Origin of the sequence: Cytobacillus sp. Hz8 (assembly GCF_042263505.1) — a bacterium.
Lineage (GTDB): Bacteria > Bacillota > Bacilli > Bacillales > Cytobacillaceae > Bacillus_BE.
In genome coordinates this window covers 155,266-178,386 of sequence record NZ_JBHKFI010000002.1, presented here as the reverse complement: position 1 = coordinate 178,386, position 23,121 = coordinate 155,266, and the positions used below count along the sequence as shown (strand labels likewise).

Genomic DNA, 23,121 nt, shown 5'->3' with positions numbered 1-23,121 from the left:
CTCACTCCTTCCCTGACATCACAAAAATATCTGCAAAATTTGCTTCCTGCTCTACCAATAATTCATTTCTCTTCATCAATTCCAAAATCGCTAAAAAAGTAACAACAATATGCTCTTTATCTTCAAAAGGAAATAGGTCAAAGAAATTCATCCTCTGCTTTCTTTTTTGTAAAACCGTTATGATTTCCCCCATCCTTGTTTCGATTGGAATTTCCTGGCGGGTTATTTTTGTAGCTAAAGGTTTTTGTAGTTTTTTCCTTCTTAACAGTTTTTGAAAAGCAGCAAGCATATCATACAAGGATACATTTATGTCTTTTACTTCTTTCTTTGCTTCTTTGGAGTATTCAGAAAGATCACTTGGAGGTTTAGTAAAAATTAAGCCTCTTTCAGATTCTAAATACTTTAGATCACTTGCCGCTTCCTTATATTTTCGATATTCAATTAATCTTTCAACAAGCTCGTCACGAGGATCCTCTTCCATTTCCATTTCAAATTCATCATCTAGTAATTCCTCTTCTTGTTTTGGAAGAAGCATCTTACTCTTAATCGCAAGAAGTGTCGCTGCCATAACTAAAAACTCGCTAGCCACATCCAGCTCCAGCTCGTTCATCGTATGTATATATAATAAGTACTGTTCTGTTATTTCTGCTACCGGAATATCATAAATATCAATTTCAAGACGATTAATCAAATGAAGCAATAGGTCAAGCGGCCCTTCAAATGCATCAATTTTTACTTTATATTGCATAATTTCCACCAATATTTCTTTTTCATGATATGATTCTTCATTCATATTAATAGTATAGAGGATTAGTGGTGTTGTCCAATAGAAAATTAACCCTGCTTATTCGTGCCCATAATCTCTGTTTTCTTTTTTCATCCTCAGGATACATATGTTAAACTATGGATAAGAAAATTAGGAGGAGAACCAATGTTTCCAAAGGAATACATCGAATTCTTAGTACATTTTCATGGCGATCGTGACTATTTTGAATGCCACGAAATATTAGAGGAATATTGGAAAACTTCAACACCACAAGATAAAAGCTCCATTTGGGTTGGGTTTATCTTATTATCTGTATCATTATATCATCATCGCCGTCAAAACTTCAGTGGTGCCTTAAGAACCATAGAAAAGGCCATCCATATTTTTTTAACTAAAGCAGACCAACTAGAACGATTAGGAATCAATCAGGAGCAATTCTTAAGCTTAATTCGTTCAAGACGAGAAGAAATAGAGGCTGGACAATGCTACCAAAGCATGAATCTACCAATCATCGATCAAAATCTAACAAACCAGTGCTTCTCCCTTTGCCAAGAAAAAGGAATCATTTGGGGAACACAAAGTGATTTAGCAAATGAAGCGCTCATTCATCGGCATTCGCAAAGGGATCGTACGAGTGTCATTTTAGAGAGGAATTTTGCTTTAGAAAAAAGAAAAAAGAATAGGTCTGACTCATGAAACATGAATCAGACCTAAAACTCTCCCTTATTAGACCATCAATGAATTTAATCCATCATTTTACACTTTTCAAAAAATAACGCGATTTCTTCATTTGCATGAAGGAGCTTATCTGGATAAAGTTCATCCAACTCCTTCACCATCTGTCTGCCAATCCCTTGATGTCGATGGGAAGGATTAACCGAAATATGATAAATTTCGATTTCATTCGATTTAATTTGGACGCCAATTAGCCCAATAATGTCATCGTCCTCTTTCCATAAAAACAATTGCCAGGCCTCTGATTCCTCATATTGTTTAATCGTCTGTTGCAGTCTTTTCAAATCTTTTTCATTTGGCATAAAAGACATAAGACCCATTGCAATCTTCTCAAATGATTTCTTATAGCGAATTAACATAATTATCCCTCATTATTAAAAAGAACATAATAGACTATTTTTTCCTAATTTATTTCATTTAAACTCTTTTTCCATATTATATGTATTTGATTAAATCTTTGTTCTAATTCTTTATATAATGATATAATCATACAAAACTTAAAATAGATGTTCAATCCAATTCTTTATTTTATACTTAAAGAAATTATAAATTGGCAGCAATGATAAAAATTCGACGTAGAAGCCAATTTTAGGAATAAAGTATAAGTGCACAAAGGGAGGCTTCTGAGAGACGCTTCGCAGCCGAAAAAAGCGTTCTTCTTTTTTCGGTGAACTACGCCTAATCTTCGCCTGAAGGCTCGCCAATCGGCGAGTTTTCTTTATGCGATAAACAGCCAGTAAACCAATCCCCACGCAAGGGCAATGACGAATAAAAAGAAGAATAGCGCCCTATTACTCCGTCTCATCGTATATAAAAATCCTCCTTATAAAGTGAAACTTCCATCAGTGGGGGTTTTCGACGCACAGGACGTGAAGTGTACAGACTTGTGTGTTGACGTCGCGCTTTTAGTCTGCCATTCATCCCCCACTGATGGTTAGTCACGCAGAGCCTGATTGATTTTTCTAAGGGCTGAAGCCCAAAGAAAAATCTTATTTCACTTATCACGCTCATAACGCCACGTCCTGTGGCTTCGCCTGACTAGGACCTTAATCCCTCGTCGGACCTTTACGGACAGTTGATCTCCCACTTATCTTCTTCGTATTCTCAAAATCTTGAAGTGGGAATCTTACTGTCCGTTAAGAGTGGGATAAAAAACCTTAACGGAAAGACAATCCGTAATTATTTTACACGAAAAAAGATAATAATGCCATTGCCTTTTCGTTCGCAAGATGTAATTATTCTTCGATTCGGCTATAATTCAATATATGAATGAATCATATTGTTTGAAGCTTGAAGGAGGACCCAATGAAGAAAAGTAAGATTATTGTCATGATTCTAGCGTTACTATTAACCTGGCCACTGAAAGGATTTGCTGATGTTGCAGAAGGTGACGTCATTATCACACTAGGAGAAAATTTAACAGAAGCGCAAAAAAATGCACTTCTTACCGAAATGAAGGCTCCTAAAGATGCACAGATTATCACGGTATCTAATGAAGAAGAACATAAATATTTAGGAAGCTATGTAGCAAAATCATTAATTGGCACTCGAGCCATCTCCTCCTCTGCCATAACCATAGCCCCACAAGGCTCAGGCTTAGAAGTTGAAACGAAAAACATTACATGGGTAACCGATGAAATGTATATCAATGCATTAATTACAGCTGGCGTTAAGGATGCAAGCATCTATATTACCGCCCCTATTCCAGTGTCCGGAACTGCTGCCCTTACAGGTATTATTAAAGCATACGAAATTTCTGCTGATAAGACCATTCCAGAGGATGTTAAACAAGCCGCTAATGAGGAAATGGTGGAAAGTGCAAAGCTTGGGGAATCAATTGGAAATGAAAATGCAACTGCCTTATTCGCCAAAATTAAAGAAGAAATGGCGAAAAACCCTCCAAAAACGGAGGCAGATTTAAGAAAAATTATCGAAGACGCAGCTAAGGATTTAGGAATTACCTTAACGGAGAAGCAGATTCAAAGCTTAATTGACTTATTCAATAAACTAAAGGATTTAGATATTAATTGGAATCAAGTGGGAGACCAATTAAATAAAGCGAAGGATAAAATATCTAAATATCTGGAAAGTGATGAAGGTCAAGGGTTTTTAGATAAGCTTAAGGAGTTTTTTGTATCTTTAATTGATGCCATAAAATCTTTATTCTCTTAAAAAAAAATGAGAGGTGACAATTGTCATCCTCTCATTTTTGCTGTTTCCTTTAAGGGAAGATCCTGCCTAATCATATCTGCAAAAGACTCACGCTTGATGACCAATCTGGCTTTTCCATCCTCAATAAAAACAACGGGAGGTCTTGGAATCCGATTATAATTATTGGCCATAGAATACCCATATGCTCCTGTGCAAAATACAGCCAAAATATCATCGCTATCCGCCTTTGGTAACGGTAAATCCCAAATCAACATATCCCCGGATTCACAGCATTTCCCTGCAATCGACACGGTTTCTTCCACCTTTTCCAACGGTCGATTGGCTAGGATTGCCTCATATTTTGCCTGATAAAGAGCTGGTCGAATATTATCACTCATACCACCATCCACAGCTAAATATTGACGAACATGCGGAACATCTTTTCTTGAACCAATCCGATAAAGTGTCGTACCTGCATCCCCAACAAGCGAACGGCCCGGTTCAATCCAAATTTCTGGAATGTTCATTTGAAATTGCTTTGCATTTGCCTTTACTTCGGCAATAATCGCTTCAACATATTGTGAAGGCTGTAAAGGAGCATCCTCATCTGTGTATTTAATTCCAAAGCCCCCTCCTAAATTTAAGACGGTCGGAATAAAACGGAGTGTCTCCCTCCATATATTTAGCTTTTCAAAGATTTTTCTCGTCGCCAAAATAAAACCTGTTGTTTCAAATATTTGAGAACCAATATGGCAATGAATTCCCAACACATCTAACCATTCAGATTCAAGTGCAATCTTTAACGCCTTTTCGACTTGTCCATTCTGCAAATCAAAACCAAACTTTGAATCTTCCTGACCAGTTAATATATAATCATGGGTATGTGCTTCAATTCCTGGTGTTACGCGCAATAAAATTTTCATTTTTTGATTTTTTTGCTGACAAAGTGATGCCAATAAGTCTAGCTCATAGAAATTATCAACAACAATACAACCAATGTGATAATCAATCGCCATCGATAATTCTTCTTTGCTTTTGTTATTGCCATGAAAGTGAATCCGCTCAACAGGAAACTCGGCTACAATTGCCGTATATAATTCACCACCGGAAACAACATCAAGGGATAATCCTTCTTCCTCGGCAAGTTGAATCATGGCAACAGAGGAAAAGGCTTTACTAGCATAAGCCACTTGTGCTTTTATTCCCAATTGATCAAAGGTATGCTTAAATCCTCGTGCTCGTTTTCGTATCAATGCAACATCATAAACATAAACGGGTGTACCATATTCTTCAACAATTTTAACAGAATCCACGCCACCAATTTCGAGATGTCCTTGTTCATTTATCTTCATTGTTCCATGATAAAGCATAATGACCCCCATTCCATGCTTTTTGGTTAAGTGAAAAATACTCTATTCACTCTAGCATCCTTTAATCCTTTGCTTAATTAAAATTTACTTTATCATACCCATTCAGAATCCGCAATAAAGGAAAGGCTCAAAGAAGAACACACCTCATCATTCAACTTATGTCTAAGAGGTGTGTCTATTGATAGAATCAATTGGTTGGCTGGCGATAACGATCCAATGGATGAACGATGCTTGGACGGAGTTTTGATGATAACACGGATCGCCTGAATGCTACATGCAAAAACGCATGTGGATTGAATGGAAAAAATGGCCATAAATAAGGAGTATTTAAAGAATGTATAGACACTAAGAAAAGAAGAAATAGGGTTACACCAACAATAAACCCAATCGTATGGAATACAGATACAAAGATAAGAAGCATTAATCTCGCCAAAGTATTAGCAATCCCAAGCTCATAGCTAGGTGTCGAATACGTTCCGATCGTCGCAATGGAAATATACAAGATTACCTCAGGGACAAATAAACCTACATCAATGGCAATTTGCCCAATAAGGACAGCAGCAATTAAGCCCATGGCTGTTGATAGAGCAGTTGGAGTATGAATCGCAGCCATCCTTAAGATCAGATTCCCGAAATCTGCCAAAAACATCTGAATAATCACCGGGATATGCGTAGTTTTATTTGGTCCGATAAAAGCAATTTTTTTTGGCAGCAATGATGGTTCAAGGACAACTAATAACCAAAGTGGTAACAAAAATAATGACGCAAGAGTTCCTATAAATCTTACCCAACGAATAAACGTTCCAACCGTTGGTGACTGTCGATATTCCTCTGCATGTTGTAAATGGTGAAAAAAAGTCGTTGGCGTTATAATAACACTTGGTGAAGTATCTACATAAATAATGACATGCCCCTCTAATAAATGGGTAGCCGCAATATCTGCTCTTTCTGTATACCTGACAAGCGGATAAGGATTGATGCCTTGCCTCACTAAGAACTCCTCAATCGCTTTATCTGCCATAGGGACACCATCGATTTCGATAGATTCTAATTCCTTCTTTAAAATATCAACTAAATCTGGATTCGCAACATCCTTTAGATAACCGATTGCTACATCTGTTTTTGATCTTTCTCCTATTTTAAGGATTTCAAAACGCAGTCTTTCATCACGAATTCGTCTTCTTGTTAATGCTGTGTTAATAATAATATTTTCAATAAATCCGTCTCGAGAACCTCTGATTACCTTTTCTGTATCAGGTTCCTGTGGCTGCCTGCCAGGATAACTTCTTACATCAATAACAAAGCCTGTCGTTTCTCCTTCCATCAAAACGACAATTAATCCGGATAATACTTGATCAGTGAGTTCATCCATATATTGAATTGGCTTTAAAGATTGATTCACTAATCGATTTTCTACAATTTCATATAGCTTTGAGGTTTGCTTTTCAAAATCATTAGCCCTCATTAATTCTGTCAAAATCGCAATAATGAATCGCGTATCACATAAGCCATTAACATAATAAATATTTAATTCTTTTTTTAAGACATGAATTTTACGAACGCCTAAGTCAAAGCTAACTCCGAGCCCTACTCGGTCCTTCATATATTGTTCATTCTTTTTAAGTGAATCGGAGATTGGAATTTGTTTCTGAATCATCTCTGGCATTAAACCCACTCCTTTCTAAAATCAGTTCAACTGCTTTTTTTGTAATGGGAGAACCATTTTCTACATGATCCTTTCTTGCCATTTTCCCAATATCTCCTATTCCCACAATAATGGGGACATCTAATTCATCTAAACAATAAACCGTATCCCCGTTCATTCTGCCAATTTCCATCTCTGGAATTCCAAATTTATCTACTCCATAAGGAGTTAGTTCACCATCCCGGTCGATGCAAACATCCACCTTTGTCCATTCATTTTGTTTTGTTTTCGCAGCAACCGCAATTACTCCTAGAACTTCTATATCCTGATGGGTTGCTACATATTTCATGGCTCTTTCACCTGTTCCTTCTCCGACAAAACCGCTATCATCAAACATAACAAAAACCGGATCATTTGGAGCCTTTTTAATTAATCCAATTATTTCAGGACCAGAAAGAACAGAGGGGTTTCCGTGAGACATTGATATACATCTACCACCAAATTGTCTAGCAACAAACTCTACTGTTTTTCTTGCATAATCATCCCCATCGGTGACGATTATAATTCGCCTTCGATTTTTCATAATTGGATGTTCCTTCCTTAATCATATTTACACAAAATTTACTGAGACTTATCATTTCGATCATTCCGAAACAAAATAAATCCATTGAAATAATGAACCGAATATTTTTCCAAAAACAAAAGCCATGACAAGAATAATAATTTTATCATCAATATTGATCCGCTTTGCTAGAATAGGTAACACATTTAGTACCTCCGTTAAAGCTGCTGCAAGCATTCCATTATATACTCCACTAAAGACTCCGATTGGAAGTAAAAATCCGATTGGAAGTATCAATTTTGGATCCAATAAGCTGGCAAAGGTCCCCATAATCGCTCCACTTACTACTGCCCATTCATACCATTGAATCAATCTCATCGTTTTCGTTAATTGCGTTAGCCTTGGTATGATTCCTAAAACCGTTAAAAAGGCAACAAATCCTGAACCAACTGCCAGACCACCAGCAAAACCGATAAAGATAATGAATAAGATTTCAATGATCATCTAATTTTTTTAAAGTCTCTTTGTTTTCATACATAATGACATAATTATCTAAGTCTTGCTGGTAATTAAACATTTCAACTTCTAATGGACTAGGCTCTTCATTAAATCTTTTTTGAAAAATATGATTAAAAAACAGAATCATTCCAAGGCCTAGTCCAAGTGAATAAGGAATTTGAAAGATAAGTGGTTGAGCAACTTCTTTTCCAGTAATCATTTTGTATAACCTTTGATGAACACTTTGCATACTAACATCATCATGAAAATTCATAATAGCCAGTGCGGAACCAAAAAAGAGTAAAAGCCAGACAAGAAAAAATAATGGAACTGAAACCTTTCTTTTCTTTAATACCACTTCAATAATCGTTTGTGATGGACCTAATACTTGTATTTCAGTCCCAGGAATAATTCGGGAAATTTCTTTAATTACCACCATTACATCCATTATGATGGTGTTTTTATCTTTTGGGGAAACTTGATAAATCTCAAGTTCCTTTAGCAGATTTAACATTTCGTCATCCGCAATAATTTGGGCGACATCATTAAGAACTACCATTTGGTGCGGCTGAACTTGAACACGATGACGCATACGAATGTAAATCGTTCTTCCCATGCTGTTCACTCCCCACACAACTATTTCTTTATAACAATAGTATGAGTTACAATTTTTGACTTCATGATGACCAATAAATGGTTAAAAGGAAAGGTGAAAGCGGCTTATAACCTCGAACCCCTAGTCGCTGGAGCATAAACAGCGGAAGCAGCTAGAGAGGGGTGACAAGCATATAATGCAGGCACCTTCCGATTCTTCAAAAAAAACCGTATGGAATTAAATTTCCATACGGTCTTTCATAAATTTCAATATTTTCTTTTCCAGCCTTGATACCTGCACCTGAGAAATTCCAAGTCTTTCGGCTACCTCTGACTGTGTTTGATCCTTATAATATCGCAAATAAACAATGAGTCGATCTCGCTCATCCAGCTCACTTATTGTTTCTTTTAATGCAATTTGATCAAACCATTTCCCTTCATTTCCATCATCAATTTGATCTAATAAAGTGATAGGGTCCCCATCATTTTCATAAACCGTTTCATGAATGGAAGACGGCGTTCTTCCTGCCTCTTGCGCAAGGATAATATCCTCAGTTGGAATGTCCAGATACTCTGACAATTCATTAATCGTTGGGATTCGACCAAGTGATTTAGATAATTCATCCTTTGCTTTACGGATTTTGTTCCCTAATTCCTTTAATGAACGACTCACTTTCACTGTCCCATCATCACGAATAAATCTTTGAATTTCACCAATAATCATCGGAACAGCATAGGTGGAAAACTTCACGTCATATGTCAGGTCAAATTTATCTACGGATTTCAACAGACCGATACACCCAATTTGAAATAAATCATCTGGTTCATAACCCCGGTTTAAGAACCGCTGAACGACTGACCAAACTAAACGCATATTCTTTTGAACAATTAAATCACGTGAAGATTGATCGCCTTCCTGACTTTTCTTAATCAATTTCTTCACTTCATGATCTTTTAAATACGTTTCCTTTTTATCTGATTTAACCTCCACATCCATAGGCAAGACTCCCTTAATTGCATAGCATTTTGCTCTTTGATAAATGCTTCCTTAATCGTACTTCCGTACCTTTCCCAAGCTCGGATTGTATCTCAATTTCATCCATGAAATTCTCCATGATCGTAAAGCCCATTCCTGATCTTTCTAATTCTGGTTTTGTTGTAAAAAGGGGTTGTCTCGCTTCTTCTATGTCTGTAATTCCTTTCCCTTTATCCTTAATTGTCATATCAATAAAACCATCTTCAATCCGTACGGAAATATAGACAATTCCATTTTCATCATTTTCATAGCCATGAATAATACAATTGGTAACTGCTTCCGATACAACCGTTTTCAGCTCGGTCAATTCATCCATTGTAGGATCAAGCTGGGCAACAAAGGCTGCAACTGTTACCCTCGCAAAAGATTCATTTTGACTTAATGCGCGAAATTGAAGCTTCATTTCATTTTTCATATTAGGCAACCCCCAATCTTTGCAAAGCATATTCTTCAGTCGGCTCTAATCGAATGATCTTGAATAAGCCTGACATATCAAACAGTCTTTGGATAGATGGAGAAATTGCACATACAACCATTTCACCTTGAAGTGGCTGAATTTGTTTATATCGGCCAAGAATAACACCTAGTCCAGAACTGTCCATAAAGGTAAGGTTTTCTAAATTTAAAACAATATGGCGAATCTTTTCATTTTCGATTATGTTTGTTGCCTGTTCGCGCAATAGATCTGCCGAATGGTGATCAAGTTCTCCACTCAAACGGATGCAAAGTACATCTTCTTTCGTTTCCAAATGAATGTTAAGACTCACTAGCCATTGCCTCCTTATTTGGTTTAGTGAGTCAATTCGATATTTTTTCAACAATTTCCTTCTTATGGACAAAACTAGTGTCTTTTCGCTAAAAAATTGAAATTTACATCAATGATTCGACATGCTTATTTGAATAGAATGAATTTTATTCCCCCGATTTTGTAAACATGCTTAAAGAGCGTTTATAAAGTCCCCACCAACTTGCCTCTTGGATATCCTCCTTAGCGAGCAGTGGACTTGTGACAAGTGTATTACCATCCTTTGTAATTTTAAGCGTACCGATTCGATCCCCCTTCTTAATTGGGGCCTTTATATTTTTGCTTAAAACAATTTTTTGGTTGACATCTTTAATGTTCATCCCTTTTTTTGTCAATAAGCTAATTGGCTCACTTGTGATAGCGTCAACCGTCCTTTTTTCACCCTTACTGATGGTGACTTTTCCTAATAAATGGTTTCGTTTATACATTGGATGTGTTTCATATTGACTAAAAGCATAGTCAAGCAATTTTGTTACTTGTGCATTTCGAACCTTGGAGGTTGATGCCCCAAAAACCACGGCAATAACACGCATGCCATTTTTTTGCGCTGTTGCTGTAAGGCAATATTTTGCATCATTGGTATAACCCGTTTTTAAGCCATCAACACCAGGATAGAATTTTACTAAGCGATTCGTATTCACTAACCAAAATTTTTTATCACTATTTTCGCGTAAATAAGCTTCATAGGTTCCGGTAAATTTAGTGATTTGCTCATATTTTAGAAGTTCTTTTGCCATCATTGCCATATCATAGGCGGTGCTATAATGATTATCTGTTGGCAATCCCGTTGCATTTTGAAAATGCGTATCCTTCAAACCTAATTCAGCTGCCTTTTTATTCATTTGCCCGACAAAAGCTTCTTCAGAACCAGCAAGTCTTTCTGCGACAGCAACGGATGCATCATTCGCAGAGCCAATCGCAATTCCTTTTAGCATCTGTTCGGTTGTCATTTCTTCACCAGGCTCCAGGAAAATCTGCGATCCTCCCATTGATGCTGCATACTCGCTCGTCCTAATCTTTTCATTCATTTTTAAGCTACCTTTGTCAATCGCTTCCATTATTAATAACATTGTCATTATCTTTGTCATACTGGCTGGGGGTAAGCGTTCTTTACTATCCTTATCATAAATGACGGTACCTGTATCTCTCTCAATCAAGACCGCAGATTTTGCATCGTCGACTAGCTGTACGCCTGTTTCTTCTTTTGCATAAGCGCTCGCTACAAAATTTGATGTAATAAATGTTAAAGCTAACAATGAAGCAACAAAACATTTCATGACAGTAACCCTCCATTCTTAATAATCACATTTTTTCCATTTTCATTAAATATATACAAAATTTACTATTTACTTTTTCGTTGCTTTTCCTACTTATCGAAATCATTTGATGGTGACAAGTCATAAAAAAAATGCCAAGGGACGATATATTCGCCCTTGGCATTTTTTATCTATTCATTATTTAGTTATTTCTTCATGAATTAATGGAGGGGGAGTAATTTTTTCATTGCTTAATTGAATGCTCTTATATAATTTTTCCTTAACTTCCTGAACATCCGCAAAATTACTATGAATTGTAACGAGTGACTCACCTTTATTGACCTTATCACCAATTTTCTTATTAAGGACAAGTCCAACGGCTAAATCAATTTGCGATTCCTTTGTTGCCCGACCTGCCCCCAATAACATGGCTGCAGTTCCAACTTCATCCGCGATGATTTCAGTTACATACCCTGACTCTTTTGCAGCTAATTCCATTATGTAATTCGCTTGAGGTAGTTTAGCTGGATTGTCAACTACAGATGCATCTCCACCTTGTGCACTTAAAAAGGTCTTGAATTTTTCTAATGCAGAACCATTTTTGATAGCATTCTTCAGCAATTCTCGAGCTTGTGCTAATGAATCTGCTTTTTTTGCCAAATATACCATATGACTGCCTAAAGTTAAGCATAGTTCAGTTAAATCTTCTGGGCCTTCACCCTTTAATGTATCAATTGCTTCCTTGACTTCAAGAGCATTTCCTATTGCGTAGCCTAATGGTTGGCTCATATCAGAGATAACTGCCATCGTTTTTCTCTGAATATTGTTTCCAATCCGTACCATCGCACTGGCTAGTTCTCTCGCATCATCAAGTGATTTCATAAAGGCACCAGCACCTGTCTTCACATCAAGACAAATAGCATCTGCTCCAGCTGCAATTTTCTTACTCATAATGGAGCTTGCGATTAATGGAATACTATCAACAGTAGCCGTTACATCTCTTAAAGCATAAAGCTTTTTATCTGCCGGGGTTAAGTTTCCACTTTGCCCAATAACAGCAATTCCATTATCGTTCACTAGTTTAATAAATTCATTCTTATCAATTTCTACATGAAATCCAGAAACAGATTCGAGTTTATCAATGGTTCCACCTGTGTGACCTAATCCTCTTCCTGACATTTTTGCTACTGGAACACCCACTGCTGCAACAAGTGGTCCTAATACTAATGTTGTCGTATCGCCTACGCCACCTGTTGAATGCTTATCCACTTTAATGCCTTCAATCTCAGAAAGATCAATTTGATCACCGGATTCAACCATGGCCATAGTTAAATCTGCCCTTTCGCGATCATTCATCCCTTGAAAATAGATAGCCATTGTTAGAGCACTTACTTGATAATCCGGAATCGTTCCATCTGTATATCCTTGAATAATAAAATGAATTTCGTCTGTTGAGAGCTCTTGACCATTGCGTTTTTTTTCAATTAAATCAACCATTCTCATTTTTCTCACCACTTTGTATAATTTAAGATGAATACAGAGAAAACAAATTTCTAACTTAAGCAAAACAAATGATAAAGCAAGGATTTCGCGTTTGCAAAAGAGGAGCACGTGTTAAAGAATGACATAATATTAAACCTTATGCACCAATTTCCTTTACTAACTCTTTGACAAATTTTAAGAAATTCACTTTTACCTTTCCAGTTGTCTCTATGACTTCTTCATGGTTTAGCGGTTGATCTAAGATCCCTGCTGCCATATTTGAGATACAAGAAATTCCTAATACCTTCATTCCACTATGTCGAGCCACAATGACTTCGGGAACAGTTGACATCCCAACAGCATCCCCGCCCCAACTACGGATCATCCGAATTTCAGCAGGAGTTTCATAGGTTGGCCCTGTATTTCCAACATATACTCCCTCTTGAATTTGAATTTGTAGCTTTTGAGCTATCTCTTTTGCTATTTGTCTGAGCTCTTTGGAATAGCTTTCCGACATATCGGGGAAACGCACGCCGAATTTAGGATCGTTTGGGCCAATGAGCGGATTAGAGCCCATATTATTAATATGATCAGAAAGAAGCATTAAATCACCTGGTGAAAAGCTTTCATTCACTCCTCCAGCCGCATTGGTCACAATGATTGTTTCCACACCTAGCTCTTTCATCACTCGAACAGGGAAGGTTACTTTATCGAAACTATACCCTTCATAATAATGAAAGCGTCCCTGCATCGCTACTACTTGAATCCCATTTAAATCGCCAAATACAAGCTGACCGGCATGGCCTTCAACAGTAGAGACCGGAAAATCAGGTATCTCTCGGTAAGGAATTTTGACAGAGTTCTCTATTTCGTCTCCTAATACCCCAAGACCTGAACCAAGAATTAATCCAATCTTTGGTGGTTGTTCAAATTTATTCTTTAAAAAATTGGCAGCATTCTGAACTTGAGCAAATTCCACAAAAATCTCCCCTTAATTTAGTTCTTTTAAAAAGCTTTTTCCGTGATTAGGCATCTTCACTTTAAAGTTTTCCGCCACTGTTGCACCAATATCTGCAAAAGTTTCACGAATAGGAAGCTCTTTTCCTTCAGCAAAACTCTTTGAATAAACAATAAGCGGAACATATTCACGCGTATGATCTGTTCCATGATGTACTGGGTCATTACCGTGATCTGCCGTTATAATGAGTAAATCATCATTCTTCATTTTAGCAAAAACCTCTGGCAATCTTGCATCATATTCCTCCAATGCTTTACCATAGCCGATTGGATCTCTGCGATGACCATATAATGCATCAAAATCAACGAGGTTTAAGAAGCTAATGCCCGTAAAGTCCATATTTAAGGTCTCAATTAATTTGTCCATACCATCCATATTAGAGACAGTACGAAGAGATTTTGTTACGCCTTCTCCATCATAAATATCAGAGATTTTCCCAATCGCTATACAATCAAACCCTGAGTCTTTTAAATCATTCATTACCGTTCTTTCAAAAGGTTTTAAAGCATAATCATGACGATTTGGTGTTCGTTTAAAGTTTCCTGGCTCACCAACAAATGGTCTTGCAATTACACGTCCAACCATATATTTTTCATCTAAAGTAAGCTCTCTAGCAATTTTACAAATTTTATACAGCTCATCAAGTGGGATGATTTCCTCGTGCGCAGCAATTTGTAGAACTGAATCAGCAGAAGTATAGACAATCATATCACCTGTCTTCATATGCTCTTCGCCTAATTCATCAAGAATTTCCGTTCCACTTGCCGGTTTATTACCAATTACCTTTCTTCCCGTTTTTTCCTCCAGTTCAGAAATTAATTCTGGTGGAAAACCATCAGGGAAAACCTGAAATGGAGTTTGAATATGAAGGCCCATAATCTCCCAATGTCCTGTCATCGTATCTTTTCCATTAGAAGCTTCCTGCATTTTCGTATAGAAGGCAAGTGGCTTAGCCTGTTTTTCAATTCCTTTTATTTCTCTAATATTACTTAAACCTAATTTTCCCATATTAGGCATATGTAGTCCGTTCATACTCTCTGCAATATGGCCAAAAGTATCTGCACCTTTGTCATTAAACTTCTCAGCGTCAGGTGCTTCACCAATCCCAACTGAATCCATAACAATGATAAAAACTCTTTTAAATTGATTTGTCATGTAAACTCCTCCTTTATATTCAAGCAATATATAATATTGCATACTAAGCATTTTGAATCCGGTTTCATATACGAATAGGTTGCCCTTAACCCGAGATGGTTAACATATAAATAATTGAAGTCAGAAGTCTGACATCTATATTTTACTAAATTATAGCTGAAAATGACAATAAAAAAGCCACCAAAATTTTTGGCAGCTTTTTGAACAATCTATGAAATTATGAATCATCCACTTATGCCCGAGGGTGAAATTGACTGTAAACATCCTTCAAGCGAGTTTTTGTGACATGAGTATAGATTTGGGTTGTGGAAATATCGGCATGACCGAGCATTTCTTGAACAGCCCGCAAATCCGCTCCATTTTCTAATAAATGGGTTGCGAAAGAATGTCGCAATGTATGCGGGGAGAGATCCTTATTTATCCCTGCTTCTTTGGTCAGCCTTTTGAGGATTTTCCAAAAACCCTGTCTCGTTAATCTTTTTCCATGATGATTTAAAAAGAGAGCCTCATCATGGTTATTTTTCGATTGTAGCTTAGGTCTTCCATGACTCACATATTCGCTAATTGCTCGTAAAGCAGTCTTTCCTACTGGAATAATTCTTTCCTTATTCCCTTTCCCAATACAGCGCACAAATCCCATCGTTAAATGAACATCTCCGGAATTCAAGGAAATTAATTCACTGACTCGGATTCCTGTTGCATAAAGGAGTTCAAGCATCGCTTTATCCCGCATACCAAAGGGATCAATTGGTTTTGGAGTATCAAGTAGGATTTCAACCTCCTTTAAACTCAGTACCTTTGGTAATGATTTTTCCATTTGAGGGCTTTCGATATGAACAGAAGGATCCTGACTTGTCACCTTTTCTCTGATTAAAAATTGATGAAAGGATCTAATGGAGGCTACATGTCTTGCTAAGGTTTTAGCAGACTTTCCCTCTTCCTTTAATTTTCCTAAAAAATGGACAATTTGCACCCTTTGCACCTGATTTAAATCACCTATTTTTTCTATTTCCTTTAAGTATGTTAAATAGCTTTTTAAATCTCTTTCATATGAAACGATTGTATTCTTTGCTAGGCCTTTTTCAACGATTAAAAAATGGATAAAATCCTTCAAATGATTTTCCACGTTCATTACTCCCCATTTAAATAAAACAAAATTAACCGGTCAAGCCATGAGGTTTGTCCACCATGCTCCCCAGTTGAAACTTTTACAGCCGTTCCTTTAGGTTCGTCAAAATGATGATAGTCCTGATACTCCTCATTTAACCACGTTATTCCAAAATAGAAAAGAATCGTACAACCTGTAAAAAGAATAAATACTTTTAGTGTTTGAAAAATAAGGGTTAGCCACGATTTCATCGTTCTTCCTCCAAAATGATCTATATATACAACTTATGCCATTTTGGACGAGATTTATACCTAATTGATAATCAATTAATAGATCCTCTTCTTTTCATGATAAATGATATGGAGCAAATATGAAAAAAGCTGACAAAATTGTGTCAGCCTCCTAGTCCGTTTCACCCGCTATTTTGTCTTGACAACGATGACAAATTCCATGAAAGGTCAGTCTATGATCTTTTATTTTAAAATTCCACCGTTTTTCGACAATGGCTTCAACATCCTCAAGCAAATCTTCTTGAATTTCATCAACTGCCCCACATTCAATGCAGACCAGATGATGGTGAAAATGTGCAGCCCCTTCTTGTCTCAAGTCATATCTTGAAACACCATCACCAAAGTTAATTTTATCTACAATTTTCAGTTCAGATAGTAATTCTAAAGTTCGATAAACAGTTGCTAAACCAATCTCTGGCGATTTTTCTTTTACAAGGAGGTATACATCTTCTGCGCTTAAATGATCCTCTTCATGTTCAAGCAAGACGCGAACGGTCGCTTCTCGCTGCGGTGTTAGCTTATAGCTGGATGAATGCAACTGCTTTTTTATTCTATCAATTCTCGTTTCCATTCTGGTATTTCCTCCCCCGCCACTGTCAATTCTCATTATAACAGATACTTTCTTCGTTTCAAAATAAAATTATTATAATTTAGACTCAATAATAATTATTATAAAGTAACTATTATAAAATATTTATAAATGACGCCCTCATTAAATGGAGTGTATCACAGATTTAATGAGAGTTGGGGAAATATACGCTTCTATTGCGGCAGCGAAAACAATAAAAAGGAGGGCTACACTAAAGGCAAGCAAATATTTACTAAACATCGGTAAAAAAGGTTGACCCATTTTTTTCATAAACTCTCTTTTTACCATTCTTAATGAAAAAGAAACAGCAAGTGTTGCCGCAATAATAAATATCGGAATGATAATGAAATTTTGCGGGAGGACCGAGACAAACGATAACAAAAATCCCTTCCAGTTCATTTGATTGACTAAAAAACCAACCGTAAAGCCGACAACCATCCCCTTCATAAAGAGTAAAATTAAGATGACAGGCAAGCCAATAATGGAAATACCTAAGAGCCAAAAAAGCCCGATAAATTTGCTATTGTGAAGAAAGCTTTGAATAAATAGATCCTTTGATGCAGCGACCTTTCCAGCAGATACTTGTCCAAAAAATTGCGATAAATAATAAAACAAGTCTTCCTTTTGCGTCATACTCAAGCTATTGACCACGATGGCACCAAAAATGACTCCCATTAAGAATAAGACAATAATAAATATATAAATTGAAGAATGTTCACTAATATGATTAACAATTGAATTCTGGTTCCATTTTCGTTTCATCGCTTATCCTCCCTGAAAACTATTAGTAAAGCTTATGCGTTCACCTCCTTCTCTATGACTCGCAAAACTAGTATTTTGTAAGAAAAAATACTAGTTTTATTTTTTTTGAAAATCGATTGGATTTCGTCCAATTCTTCGCTATAATCTTCTTTAATCTAAAGGGAGAGTGAGAAAAGTGAGCCATATTTTGCTTGATTTTCCAGAGAGAATTGAAACAGAACGACTTTACATTCGACCAAGTCTACCTGGGGATGGAAAAATCATTAGTGAAGCCATTTCCTATTCGAGGGATGAGCTAAAGAAATGGATGCCATGGGCACAAAGAATAGAATCCATCGAACAGCTAGAGGAAGGGATTCGAAAAGCTTATGCCAAATATATTTTAAGGGAAGATATTCGCCTTCATATCTATCGGAAGGAAGACGACCAATTTATTGGTGGAACGGGTCTACATCGCATCAATTGGGATGTACGTCAATTTGAAATTGGTTATTGGTGTGATTGTCGATATCAAAAAAACGGTTATATAACAGAGGCAGTTAATAGTTTAACAACATTCGCGTTTGAAAAACTTGATGCCAACCGTGTTGAAATAAGATGCGACCCTTTAAATATGAATAGTCGGCGAATTCCAGAACGATTAGGCTTTACACTAGAAGGAATATTACGAAAAAACCAATTAAGTGTAGATGGAAAGAATCTTCGTGATACTTGTGTCTTTGCAAAAATCCGTGAGTAAAACAAAGCCAATCGATGAAACATTTATTCCAATCGATTGGCTTTATTTTTCCTTATTTATTTTTGAGATACCTTTCCATATTTTCCACCCCCGCCTGTTTTCAAGCTAAGTCTGCCCTCTCTAGCTTTTACAATCAATTCAGCAACTTTTACTGGTACTACCTCTTGAAGTGATGCAAACGGAACCTGGTGCAAAATCGCCATTTCCGTGCCAAAATGATCTAGCAGCCGGTCGAGAAGCTTTGGCCCAAGCCCTGGGATAAAATCTAGTGGAACTTGATGAAAATATGGCGGGCGCCCTGCCTTCGGAGTTGAAGATGTTCTTAATTCTAAGATTCGGTTTGCAACACCCTTAGTAAATTTCTCGCCGCCGCATTGGGAACATTTCGTTTCCCCCTCTAGCAATGGTGTAAAGCACTTTTCACATACGGTTTGATGATACTTTCCGAGCAAAGGATCCAATCCATAATTGGCGGTGATTGCTCGCTGTTTTATCCCCTTTAAAGCCCACTTTAATTCCTTGAAAGTTGGCTCCCCCATCTGAATCGTCTGATATTCACGAGCAATTTTTCCTAAGGAGTGCGCATCCGAGTTAGTTACAAAGGGATAAGCATGCAATTCCTCCAATTGATCTGCCATGCTTGTATCTGAGCTAAGTCCAAGCTCAATGGCATCAATCTTTAACGGATCAAACACCTCTTTAAGCGATTTATTTACGCCTTTTCCATATAAGCTTTTAAAAGGCGTAAAAACATGCGCAGGAATAAACAGCCCGCCCATCTCCTTCACTTTATCCTGAAGGGCTCGGCCTGAGACATAAATTCTTTGTGAGCTTAAATGGATATTCTTTAAATGACCGCTAAGCCAGTTTGAAAAGTCCTTCATGAGCTCTAATGTGGGCAAAAAAACCAGAACATGAATCGGTCCTTTACAATTTTCATCATATATTTCTAATTCAGAGCCTGGAATAATGGACAATCCTCCAAAAACAAGTCCGCCATCCTTATGCTGAATTAATTCTCCTTTCTGCATTAAGTTTTCCATTTCAAGAATGACTTCTGGAGAATGGCAGTCAATGATTCCAATCATATTCAATCCTTTTTTATCTCTCGCGTGTCGGGTAATATTAGAAAAGGTTAGGGTTTTGGCACCTGTGATTTTTACTGCTCGCCCAGATGAAGTTCTTCCGATGTGAATATGTAAATCAGCATAATATTGCTGCACTATTTAAAGTGCCTTTTGTAATTGGAGATATTGAATAGCTAACACGGTCTTCGCATCATAGATTCTTTGATTCTTTATATATTGAAGGGCCTCATCAAGTGTCAACTCAATCAGATTAACAAATTCATCTTCATCCGGAAGTGCGGCATTTTCTTTTTGTTTTAATCCCTTTGCGACATAAAGATGCAAAATTTCATCTGCGAATCCAGGTGACGTATAGAAGGAGATCAACCATTCTAAACTTTCACAAACATATCCGGTCTCTTCTTCTAATTCTCTTTTGGCGCAATTCTTAGGCTCCTCATTCTTTTCTAGTTTTCCAGCTGGAATTTCAACGAGCTCTCTTTCAATGGCCTTTCGATATTGCTCAACCATCACAATTTTATTCTCGTCCGTTATGGCTAGGATAGCGACAGCTCCTGGATGCTTAATTAACTCCCTTTTTGCATGCTTGCCGTCTGGTAATTCCACATCATCCACTTGAAGACTAATGACATTTCCTGAAAAGATTTTTTCTGTATTGATTGTTTTTTCTTCAAGACAACTCATTATTTTGCCACTCCTGTTCTAAGCATATATTGGTTATTCATACATTTTATCATACTAGAGATGGGGGATAATGAAAATGAAAGTGTATGTTCATGATAAAGGAGTCATTCTTGTTGGCAAAGCATGGGAGGTAAAACAAAAGCTTCGTGAGAATCTCCAATATTATACCTTACTAAAAGATTGGACCACATCTATTTCAAGCAAAATTCCTCATTCGTAGGCAGGATCATCTTTCTTCCACAAGTATGTCCCATTTTGTCTGATTTCACAGTGATAATTTTAGAAAAATACATGATTTTAATGCCTCTTTATTCAAACTTAGCTTAGCCAAAAACAGATTGTCAGCAAAAGAAAACCTTGTCTATCTTTTTCCTTATCTTGAAATTTGTAGCAATAAGAAACCTCCATTACAATGAACTATGAGGTGAACATTTATGGAGAAAAGACAATTAGGAAGCTCCAATCTTTCCATTAGCGAGCTTGGCTTAGGCTGTATGTCTTTGGGCACAGATGAAAAGCATGCCCGAGCAATCATTGAAGCCGCTTTGGAAGAAGGAATTAATTATTTTGATACCGCTGACCTATACGCCAAAGGAATGAATGAAGTACTTGTTGGACAAGTGCTTCATTCTGTCCGTGATAAGGTCATTATCGCCACAAAAGTAGGCAATCGTTGGAATGAAAATGGAGCAGGCTGGAGATTTGATTCATCTAAAAAATACATAAAAGAAGCTGTCAAACAAAGCTTAAAACGTCTCGATACGGATTATATCGATCTATATCAATTACACGGGGGAACACTGTCTGACCCTATTGATGAAACGATTGAAGCCTTTGAAGAACTACAAGCAGAAGGTTTCATTCGCTACTATGGCATTTCCTCAATCCGACCAACCGTCATCCAAGAATATGTACAAAAATCGAATATCGTATCCGTGATGATGCAATACAGCATCCTCGATCGTCGGCCTGAAGAGCAGGCTTTGCCATTGCTTAAGAAAAACGGAATCAGCATAGTTGCCAGAGGACCGCTTGCCAAAGGGCTATTAAGCGAAGCCATGCTTGATAAGGCCTCTACTGCTGTCCAAGAAAAAGGGTATCTTGACTATAGCTTTGAGGACCTTCAAAAGGTGTTAACAGAATTAAAAGAAAAGGTTGCTAAAAAGCGCTCCTTAACAGAAATATCCCTTCAGTATTTGTTAGCTGATTCAGGTGTCACATCAGTCATTGCAGGCGCAAGCTCCATCCAACAATTAAAAGAAAATGTACGTGCAATAATGGGCAAAGGTTTAAGTGCCGAGGAATTAGAAATGATTCATTCCCTTTTAATAGAAAACCAGTATCAAGAGCATCGATTGTAAATACCGATACAAAAAGGGCGAACCAATTGAACGGAACGCCCTTTTAGCTTAAAAATCGCTTTTTCATATCAGGAGTTGGGAGCATACAGCTTTCACTTTTACCAAACCATTGATAACGCTTTTTTGCAATAAAATCATAAGCCACGTCTCGAATTGGAGTCGGTATAACGAAAAACAATGATCCAAGCTTCCAAATCCCCCTTAGATTTTTACAAATACGAAGGGCAGCTTGCGATTTGAGATAATATTGCTTTTGCTCGATAAGGACTAAGCTGTCAACATTTTCAGGAATATGATATTGTTTTAGCAATTTCTTGCCAATCTCGCTTTGCAAAGAAGCAAATTGATAATGGGCTTTAGCATCTCTCTTGAGGACAAACTGCACACTTCCGTTGCAAAAGTTGCATTCCCCATCAAATAGGATAATTCCCTTCATAACTCAACTCCTTAAAATGATTATTTCGATATCACAAATTCGTTTACATAGACTGCCGTCCCCGCAATTTCAACCTCATAATCATCATATTCGTGATAGACCTTAACCTTAACCTTAACAAATCCAGCTTTACTGATTTCTTGTCCTTGCTCAATCATCAGGTTGAGCTCCCTTGTGAAGTTGCGGTTGATATACTTTGCATAATATGCACCCATCACCCCTGAAGCTGTACCTGTCACAGGATCCTCAATGGTTCCAGAGTAAGGAGAAGAAAAATGCCTTCCGTGCATGGTGCAATCAGAATGATAAGTTTCCAGCGTAAATGGATGAATTGATGAAGTGGGTTGTTCAGCTAATATAGATGGAAACGAGGAATTGCAAGGAATCATTTTTGAAAATGTTGCAAGACTCTTTATCGGCACTAAAAGCGTCCATGTCCCTGTGCTTCCATACATGATCGGCAGGCTTCTATCAATGTCATCTGGTTCAATCCCAATTGCTGATGCAAGTTCCTTTATAGACCCTGTATAAGGTTTAAATTGAGGTGTAGCCTGTTTCATCATTATATTCAACCGATCCTTTGCTTCCCACATTATTTTTATGGGTAAAATTCCTGCCTTTGTTTCAATCATTAACTGATTTTTATCCTTAAGGAGGCCTTTTGATTTCAAACAATAAATTGTTGCTAAAGTACCGTGACCACATAAATTCATTTCATGACCAGGTGTAAAATAACGTAATTTTAAATCTGCCACATCAGACTCTAACGGAAAGGTTGTTTCATTAAACCCCACTTTATAGGCAATATTCTGCATCTCATCCTCTGATAATTGATCGCCATTTAAAACGATTCCAGCTGGATTCCCCTTATTTGGAATATGGCTAAATGCATCGTAATGGTATACCGTTATCGATTTCATCTTCTCCCCCTAGTTATGAAAAAGAGTTTGAATATCCTTCTTTTACACCCAAGTCAGCAACTGGTGCAAAA

27 protein-coding genes are annotated in these 23,121 nt (G+C 37.1%); 5 read left to right on the top strand and 22 right to left on the bottom strand.

The window, feature by feature from the left end:
* Position 1: 1 nt before the first annotated feature.
* Positions 2–748, bottom strand: coding sequence for a segregation/condensation protein A (locus tag ACE38V_RS03895; protein WP_375839866.1), 747 nt, complete (start codon positions 746–748; stop codon positions 2–4).
* A 183-nt stretch (positions 749–931) separates the two neighbouring features.
* Here ACE38V_RS03895 and ACE38V_RS03890 point away from each other — a divergent pair, with 183 nt between their 5' ends.
* Positions 932–1,462 (top strand): DUF309 domain-containing protein, encoded by a 531-nt coding sequence (locus ACE38V_RS03890; protein ID WP_375839864.1) that lies wholly within the window; start codon positions 932–934, stop codon positions 1,460–1,462.
* Between the two features lie 47 nt (positions 1,463–1,509).
* Here ACE38V_RS03890 and ACE38V_RS03885 read toward each other — a convergent pair whose 3' ends face one another.
* Positions 1,510–1,860 (bottom strand): GNAT family N-acetyltransferase, encoded by a 351-nt coding sequence (locus ACE38V_RS03885; RefSeq protein ID WP_375839863.1) that lies wholly within the window; start codon positions 1,858–1,860, stop codon positions 1,510–1,512.
* Between the two features lie 946 nt (positions 1,861–2,806).
* Here ACE38V_RS03885 and ACE38V_RS03880 point away from each other — a divergent pair.
* Positions 2,807–3,673 carry a DUF1002 domain-containing protein gene (locus ACE38V_RS03880; protein WP_375839861.1) on the top strand — a complete coding sequence of 289 codons (867 nt, stop codon included), beginning with the start codon at positions 2,807–2,809 and terminating at the stop codon, positions 3,671–3,673.
* 23 nt (positions 3,674–3,696) lie between these two features.
* On the opposite strand, the gene lysA is transcribed toward ACE38V_RS03880, so the two are convergent.
* The 16 genes from lysA to spoIIM form a co-directional block, all read right to left on the bottom strand.
* A complete protein-coding gene (gene lysA, locus ACE38V_RS03875) occupies positions 3,697–5,022 on the bottom strand; it encodes a diaminopimelate decarboxylase (RefSeq protein WP_375839860.1) in 1,326 nt (441 codons plus the stop codon).
* Between the two features lie 187 nt (positions 5,023–5,209).
* The gene (locus tag ACE38V_RS03870) at positions 5,210–6,688 is read right to left on the bottom strand and encodes a spore germination protein (protein ID WP_375839859.1); all 1,479 of its coding nucleotides are present in this window, start codon (positions 6,686–6,688) and stop codon (positions 5,210–5,212) included.
* Positions 6,642–7,250: a stage V sporulation protein SpoVABEA gene (gene spoVAEA / locus ACE38V_RS03865; protein ID WP_375839858.1), complete on the bottom strand. Its 609-nt coding sequence runs from the start codon at positions 7,248–7,250 to the stop codon at positions 6,642–6,644. Before spoVAEA ends, ACE38V_RS03870 begins: the two co-directional genes overlap by 47 nt.
* 60 nt (positions 7,251–7,310) lie before the next feature.
* Positions 7,311–7,733, bottom strand: coding sequence for a stage V sporulation protein AB (locus ACE38V_RS03860; protein WP_375839857.1), 423 nt, complete (start codon positions 7,731–7,733; stop codon positions 7,311–7,313).
* Positions 7,723–8,343 (bottom strand): stage V sporulation protein AA, encoded by a 621-nt coding sequence (locus tag ACE38V_RS03855; RefSeq protein ID WP_375839856.1) that lies wholly within the window; start codon positions 8,341–8,343, stop codon positions 7,723–7,725. Before ACE38V_RS03855 ends, ACE38V_RS03860 begins: the two co-directional genes overlap by 11 nt.
* A 216-nt stretch (positions 8,344–8,559) precedes the next feature.
* A complete protein-coding gene (gene sigF, locus ACE38V_RS03850) occupies positions 8,560–9,318 on the bottom strand; it encodes an RNA polymerase sporulation sigma factor SigF (protein WP_375839855.1) in 759 nt (252 codons plus the stop codon).
* Positions 9,319–9,331: 13 nt separating this feature from the next.
* The gene (spoIIAB, locus tag ACE38V_RS03845; protein WP_375839854.1) at positions 9,332–9,772 is read right to left on the bottom strand and encodes an anti-sigma F factor; all 441 of its coding nucleotides are present in this window, start codon (positions 9,770–9,772) and stop codon (positions 9,332–9,334) included.
* 1 nt (position 9,773) lies between these two features.
* A complete protein-coding gene (gene spoIIAA / locus ACE38V_RS03840; RefSeq protein WP_375839853.1) occupies positions 9,774–10,124 on the bottom strand; it encodes an anti-sigma F factor antagonist in 351 nt (116 codons plus the stop codon).
* 145 nt (positions 10,125–10,269) lie between these two features.
* On the bottom strand, positions 10,270–11,439 hold the full coding sequence (locus tag ACE38V_RS03835) for a D-alanyl-D-alanine carboxypeptidase family protein (protein ID WP_375839852.1): 1,170 nt from the start codon (positions 11,437–11,439) through the stop codon (positions 10,270–10,272).
* Between the two features lie 177 nt (positions 11,440–11,616).
* Complete coding sequence (locus ACE38V_RS03830) at positions 11,617–12,921, bottom strand: pyrimidine-nucleoside phosphorylase (RefSeq protein WP_375839850.1); 1,305 nt, start codon at positions 12,919–12,921, stop codon at positions 11,617–11,619.
* 136 nt (positions 12,922–13,057) lie between these two features.
* Positions 13,058–13,879: a purine-nucleoside phosphorylase gene (locus ACE38V_RS03825; protein ID WP_375839849.1), complete on the bottom strand. Its 822-nt coding sequence runs from the start codon at positions 13,877–13,879 to the stop codon at positions 13,058–13,060.
* Positions 13,880–13,891: 12 nt separating this feature from the next.
* Entirely contained in the window at positions 13,892–15,073 is a 1,182-nt protein-coding gene (gene deoB, locus ACE38V_RS03820) for a phosphopentomutase (protein ID WP_375839847.1), read from the bottom strand.
* 232 nt (positions 15,074–15,305) lie between these two features.
* On the bottom strand, positions 15,306–16,199 hold the full coding sequence (xerD, locus tag ACE38V_RS03815) for a site-specific tyrosine recombinase XerD (protein WP_375839845.1): 894 nt from the start codon (positions 16,197–16,199) through the stop codon (positions 15,306–15,308).
* Between the two features lie 5 nt (positions 16,200–16,204).
* The gene (locus tag ACE38V_RS03810; protein WP_375839844.1) at positions 16,205–16,432 is read right to left on the bottom strand and encodes a YqzK family protein; all 228 of its coding nucleotides are present in this window, start codon (positions 16,430–16,432) and stop codon (positions 16,205–16,207) included.
* Positions 16,433–16,583: 151 nt separating this feature from the next.
* On the bottom strand, positions 16,584–17,042 hold the full coding sequence (fur, locus tag ACE38V_RS03805; protein WP_375839842.1) for a ferric iron uptake transcriptional regulator: 459 nt from the start codon (positions 17,040–17,042) through the stop codon (positions 16,584–16,586).
* Positions 17,043–17,183: 141 nt separating this feature from the next.
* Entirely contained in the window at positions 17,184–17,822 is a 639-nt protein-coding gene (gene spoIIM / locus ACE38V_RS03800; RefSeq protein WP_375839841.1) for a stage II sporulation protein M, read from the bottom strand.
* 175 nt (positions 17,823–17,997) lie between these two features.
* Here spoIIM and ACE38V_RS03795 point away from each other — a divergent pair, with 175 nt between their 5' ends.
* Positions 17,998–18,561, top strand: a complete 564-nt coding sequence (locus tag ACE38V_RS03795) for a GNAT family N-acetyltransferase (RefSeq protein WP_375839839.1) — start codon at positions 17,998–18,000, stop codon at positions 18,559–18,561.
* A gap of 56 nt (positions 18,562–18,617) precedes the next feature.
* On the opposite strand, the gene ACE38V_RS03790 is transcribed toward ACE38V_RS03795, so the two are convergent.
* A complete protein-coding gene (locus ACE38V_RS03790; protein WP_375839838.1) occupies positions 18,618–19,784 on the bottom strand; it encodes a TIGR00375 family protein in 1,167 nt (388 codons plus the stop codon).
* A gap of 3 nt (positions 19,785–19,787) precedes the next feature.
* Entirely contained in the window at positions 19,788–20,333 is a 546-nt protein-coding gene (locus ACE38V_RS03785; RefSeq protein ID WP_375839836.1) for an NUDIX hydrolase, read from the bottom strand.
* A gap of 76 nt (positions 20,334–20,409) precedes the next feature.
* On the opposite strand from ACE38V_RS03785, the gene mciZ reads away from it, so the two are divergent.
* Both mciZ and ACE38V_RS03775 read left to right on the top strand, forming a co-directional pair.
* Complete coding sequence (gene mciZ / locus ACE38V_RS03780) at positions 20,410–20,553, top strand: Z-ring formation inhibitor MciZ (protein ID WP_375839835.1); 144 nt, start codon at positions 20,410–20,412, stop codon at positions 20,551–20,553.
* A 214-nt stretch (positions 20,554–20,767) separates the two neighbouring features.
* On the top strand, positions 20,768–21,694 hold the full coding sequence (locus ACE38V_RS03775; RefSeq protein WP_375839834.1) for an aldo/keto reductase: 927 nt from the start codon (positions 20,768–20,770) through the stop codon (positions 21,692–21,694).
* A gap of 43 nt (positions 21,695–21,737) precedes the next feature.
* Here ACE38V_RS03775 and ACE38V_RS03770 read toward each other — a convergent pair whose 3' ends face one another.
* The gene (locus ACE38V_RS03770; RefSeq protein WP_375839832.1) at positions 21,738–22,130 is read right to left on the bottom strand and encodes a thiol-disulfide oxidoreductase DCC family protein; all 393 of its coding nucleotides are present in this window, start codon (positions 22,128–22,130) and stop codon (positions 21,738–21,740) included.
* A gap of 20 nt (positions 22,131–22,150) precedes the next feature.
* Positions 22,151–23,050 (bottom strand): PhzF family phenazine biosynthesis isomerase, encoded by a 900-nt coding sequence (locus ACE38V_RS03765; RefSeq protein WP_375839831.1) that lies wholly within the window; start codon positions 23,048–23,050, stop codon positions 22,151–22,153.
* Positions 23,051–23,121 lie beyond the last annotated feature (71 nt).

What these genes read in the sequence shown, in the direction of transcription:
- fur (WP_375839842.1), bottom strand. Translation starts at nt 17,042, where the DNA reads ATGGAAACGAGAATTGATAGAATAAAAAAGCAGTTGCATTCATCCAGC.
- ACE38V_RS03895 (WP_375839866.1), bottom strand. Translation starts at nt 748, where the DNA reads ATGCAATATAAAGTAAAAATTGATGCATTTGAAGGGCCGCTTGACCTA.
- ACE38V_RS03830 (WP_375839850.1), bottom strand. Translation starts at nt 12,921, where the DNA reads ATGAGAATGGTTGATTTAATTGAAAAAAAACGCAATGGTCAAGAGCTC.
- mciZ (WP_375839835.1), top strand. Translation starts at nt 20,410, where the DNA reads ATGAAAGTGTATGTTCATGATAAAGGAGTCATTCTTGTTGGCAAAGCA.
- ACE38V_RS03860 (WP_375839857.1), bottom strand. Translation starts at nt 7,733, where the DNA reads ATGATCATTGAAATCTTATTCATTATCTTTATCGGTTTTGCTGGTGGT.
- spoVAEA (WP_375839858.1), bottom strand. Translation starts at nt 7,250, where the DNA reads ATGAAAAATCGAAGGCGAATTATAATCGTCACCGATGGGGATGATTAT.
- ACE38V_RS03870 (WP_375839859.1), bottom strand. Translation starts at nt 6,688, where the DNA reads ATGCCAGAGATGATTCAGAAACAAATTCCAATCTCCGATTCACTTAAA.
- ACE38V_RS03770 (WP_375839832.1), bottom strand. Translation starts at nt 22,130, where the DNA reads ATGAAGGGAATTATCCTATTTGATGGGGAATGCAACTTTTGCAACGGA.
- ACE38V_RS03890 (WP_375839864.1), top strand. Translation starts at nt 932, where the DNA reads ATGTTTCCAAAGGAATACATCGAATTCTTAGTACATTTTCATGGCGAT.
- ACE38V_RS03785 (WP_375839836.1), bottom strand. Translation starts at nt 20,333, where the DNA reads ATGAGTTGTCTTGAAGAAAAAACAATCAATACAGAAAAAATCTTTTCA.
- ACE38V_RS03885 (WP_375839863.1), bottom strand. Translation starts at nt 1,860, where the DNA reads ATGTTAATTCGCTATAAGAAATCATTTGAGAAGATTGCAATGGGTCTT.
- lysA (WP_375839860.1), bottom strand. Translation starts at nt 5,022, where the DNA reads ATGCTTTATCATGGAACAATGAAGATAAATGAACAAGGACATCTCGAA.
- ACE38V_RS03835 (WP_375839852.1), bottom strand. Translation starts at nt 11,439, where the DNA reads ATGAAATGTTTTGTTGCTTCATTGTTAGCTTTAACATTTATTACATCA.
- ACE38V_RS03765 (WP_375839831.1), bottom strand. Translation starts at nt 23,050, where the DNA reads ATGAAATCGATAACGGTATACCATTACGATGCATTTAGCCATATTCCA.
- spoIIM (WP_375839841.1), bottom strand. Translation starts at nt 17,822, where the DNA reads ATGAAACGAAAATGGAACCAGAATTCAATTGTTAATCATATTAGTGAA.
- deoB (WP_375839847.1), bottom strand. Translation starts at nt 15,073, where the DNA reads ATGACAAATCAATTTAAAAGAGTTTTTATCATTGTTATGGATTCAGTT.
- ACE38V_RS03810 (WP_375839844.1), bottom strand. Translation starts at nt 16,432, where the DNA reads ATGAAATCGTGGCTAACCCTTATTTTTCAAACACTAAAAGTATTTATT.
- ACE38V_RS03775 (WP_375839834.1), top strand. Translation starts at nt 20,768, where the DNA reads ATGGAGAAAAGACAATTAGGAAGCTCCAATCTTTCCATTAGCGAGCTT.
- spoIIAB (WP_375839854.1), bottom strand. Translation starts at nt 9,772, where the DNA reads ATGAAAAATGAAATGAAGCTTCAATTTCGCGCATTAAGTCAAAATGAA.
- ACE38V_RS03855 (WP_375839856.1), bottom strand. Translation starts at nt 8,343, where the DNA reads ATGGGAAGAACGATTTACATTCGTATGCGTCATCGTGTTCAAGTTCAG.
- sigF (WP_375839855.1), bottom strand. Translation starts at nt 9,318, where the DNA reads ATGGATGTGGAGGTTAAATCAGATAAAAAGGAAACGTATTTAAAAGAT.
- ACE38V_RS03880 (WP_375839861.1), top strand. Translation starts at nt 2,807, where the DNA reads ATGAAGAAAAGTAAGATTATTGTCATGATTCTAGCGTTACTATTAACC.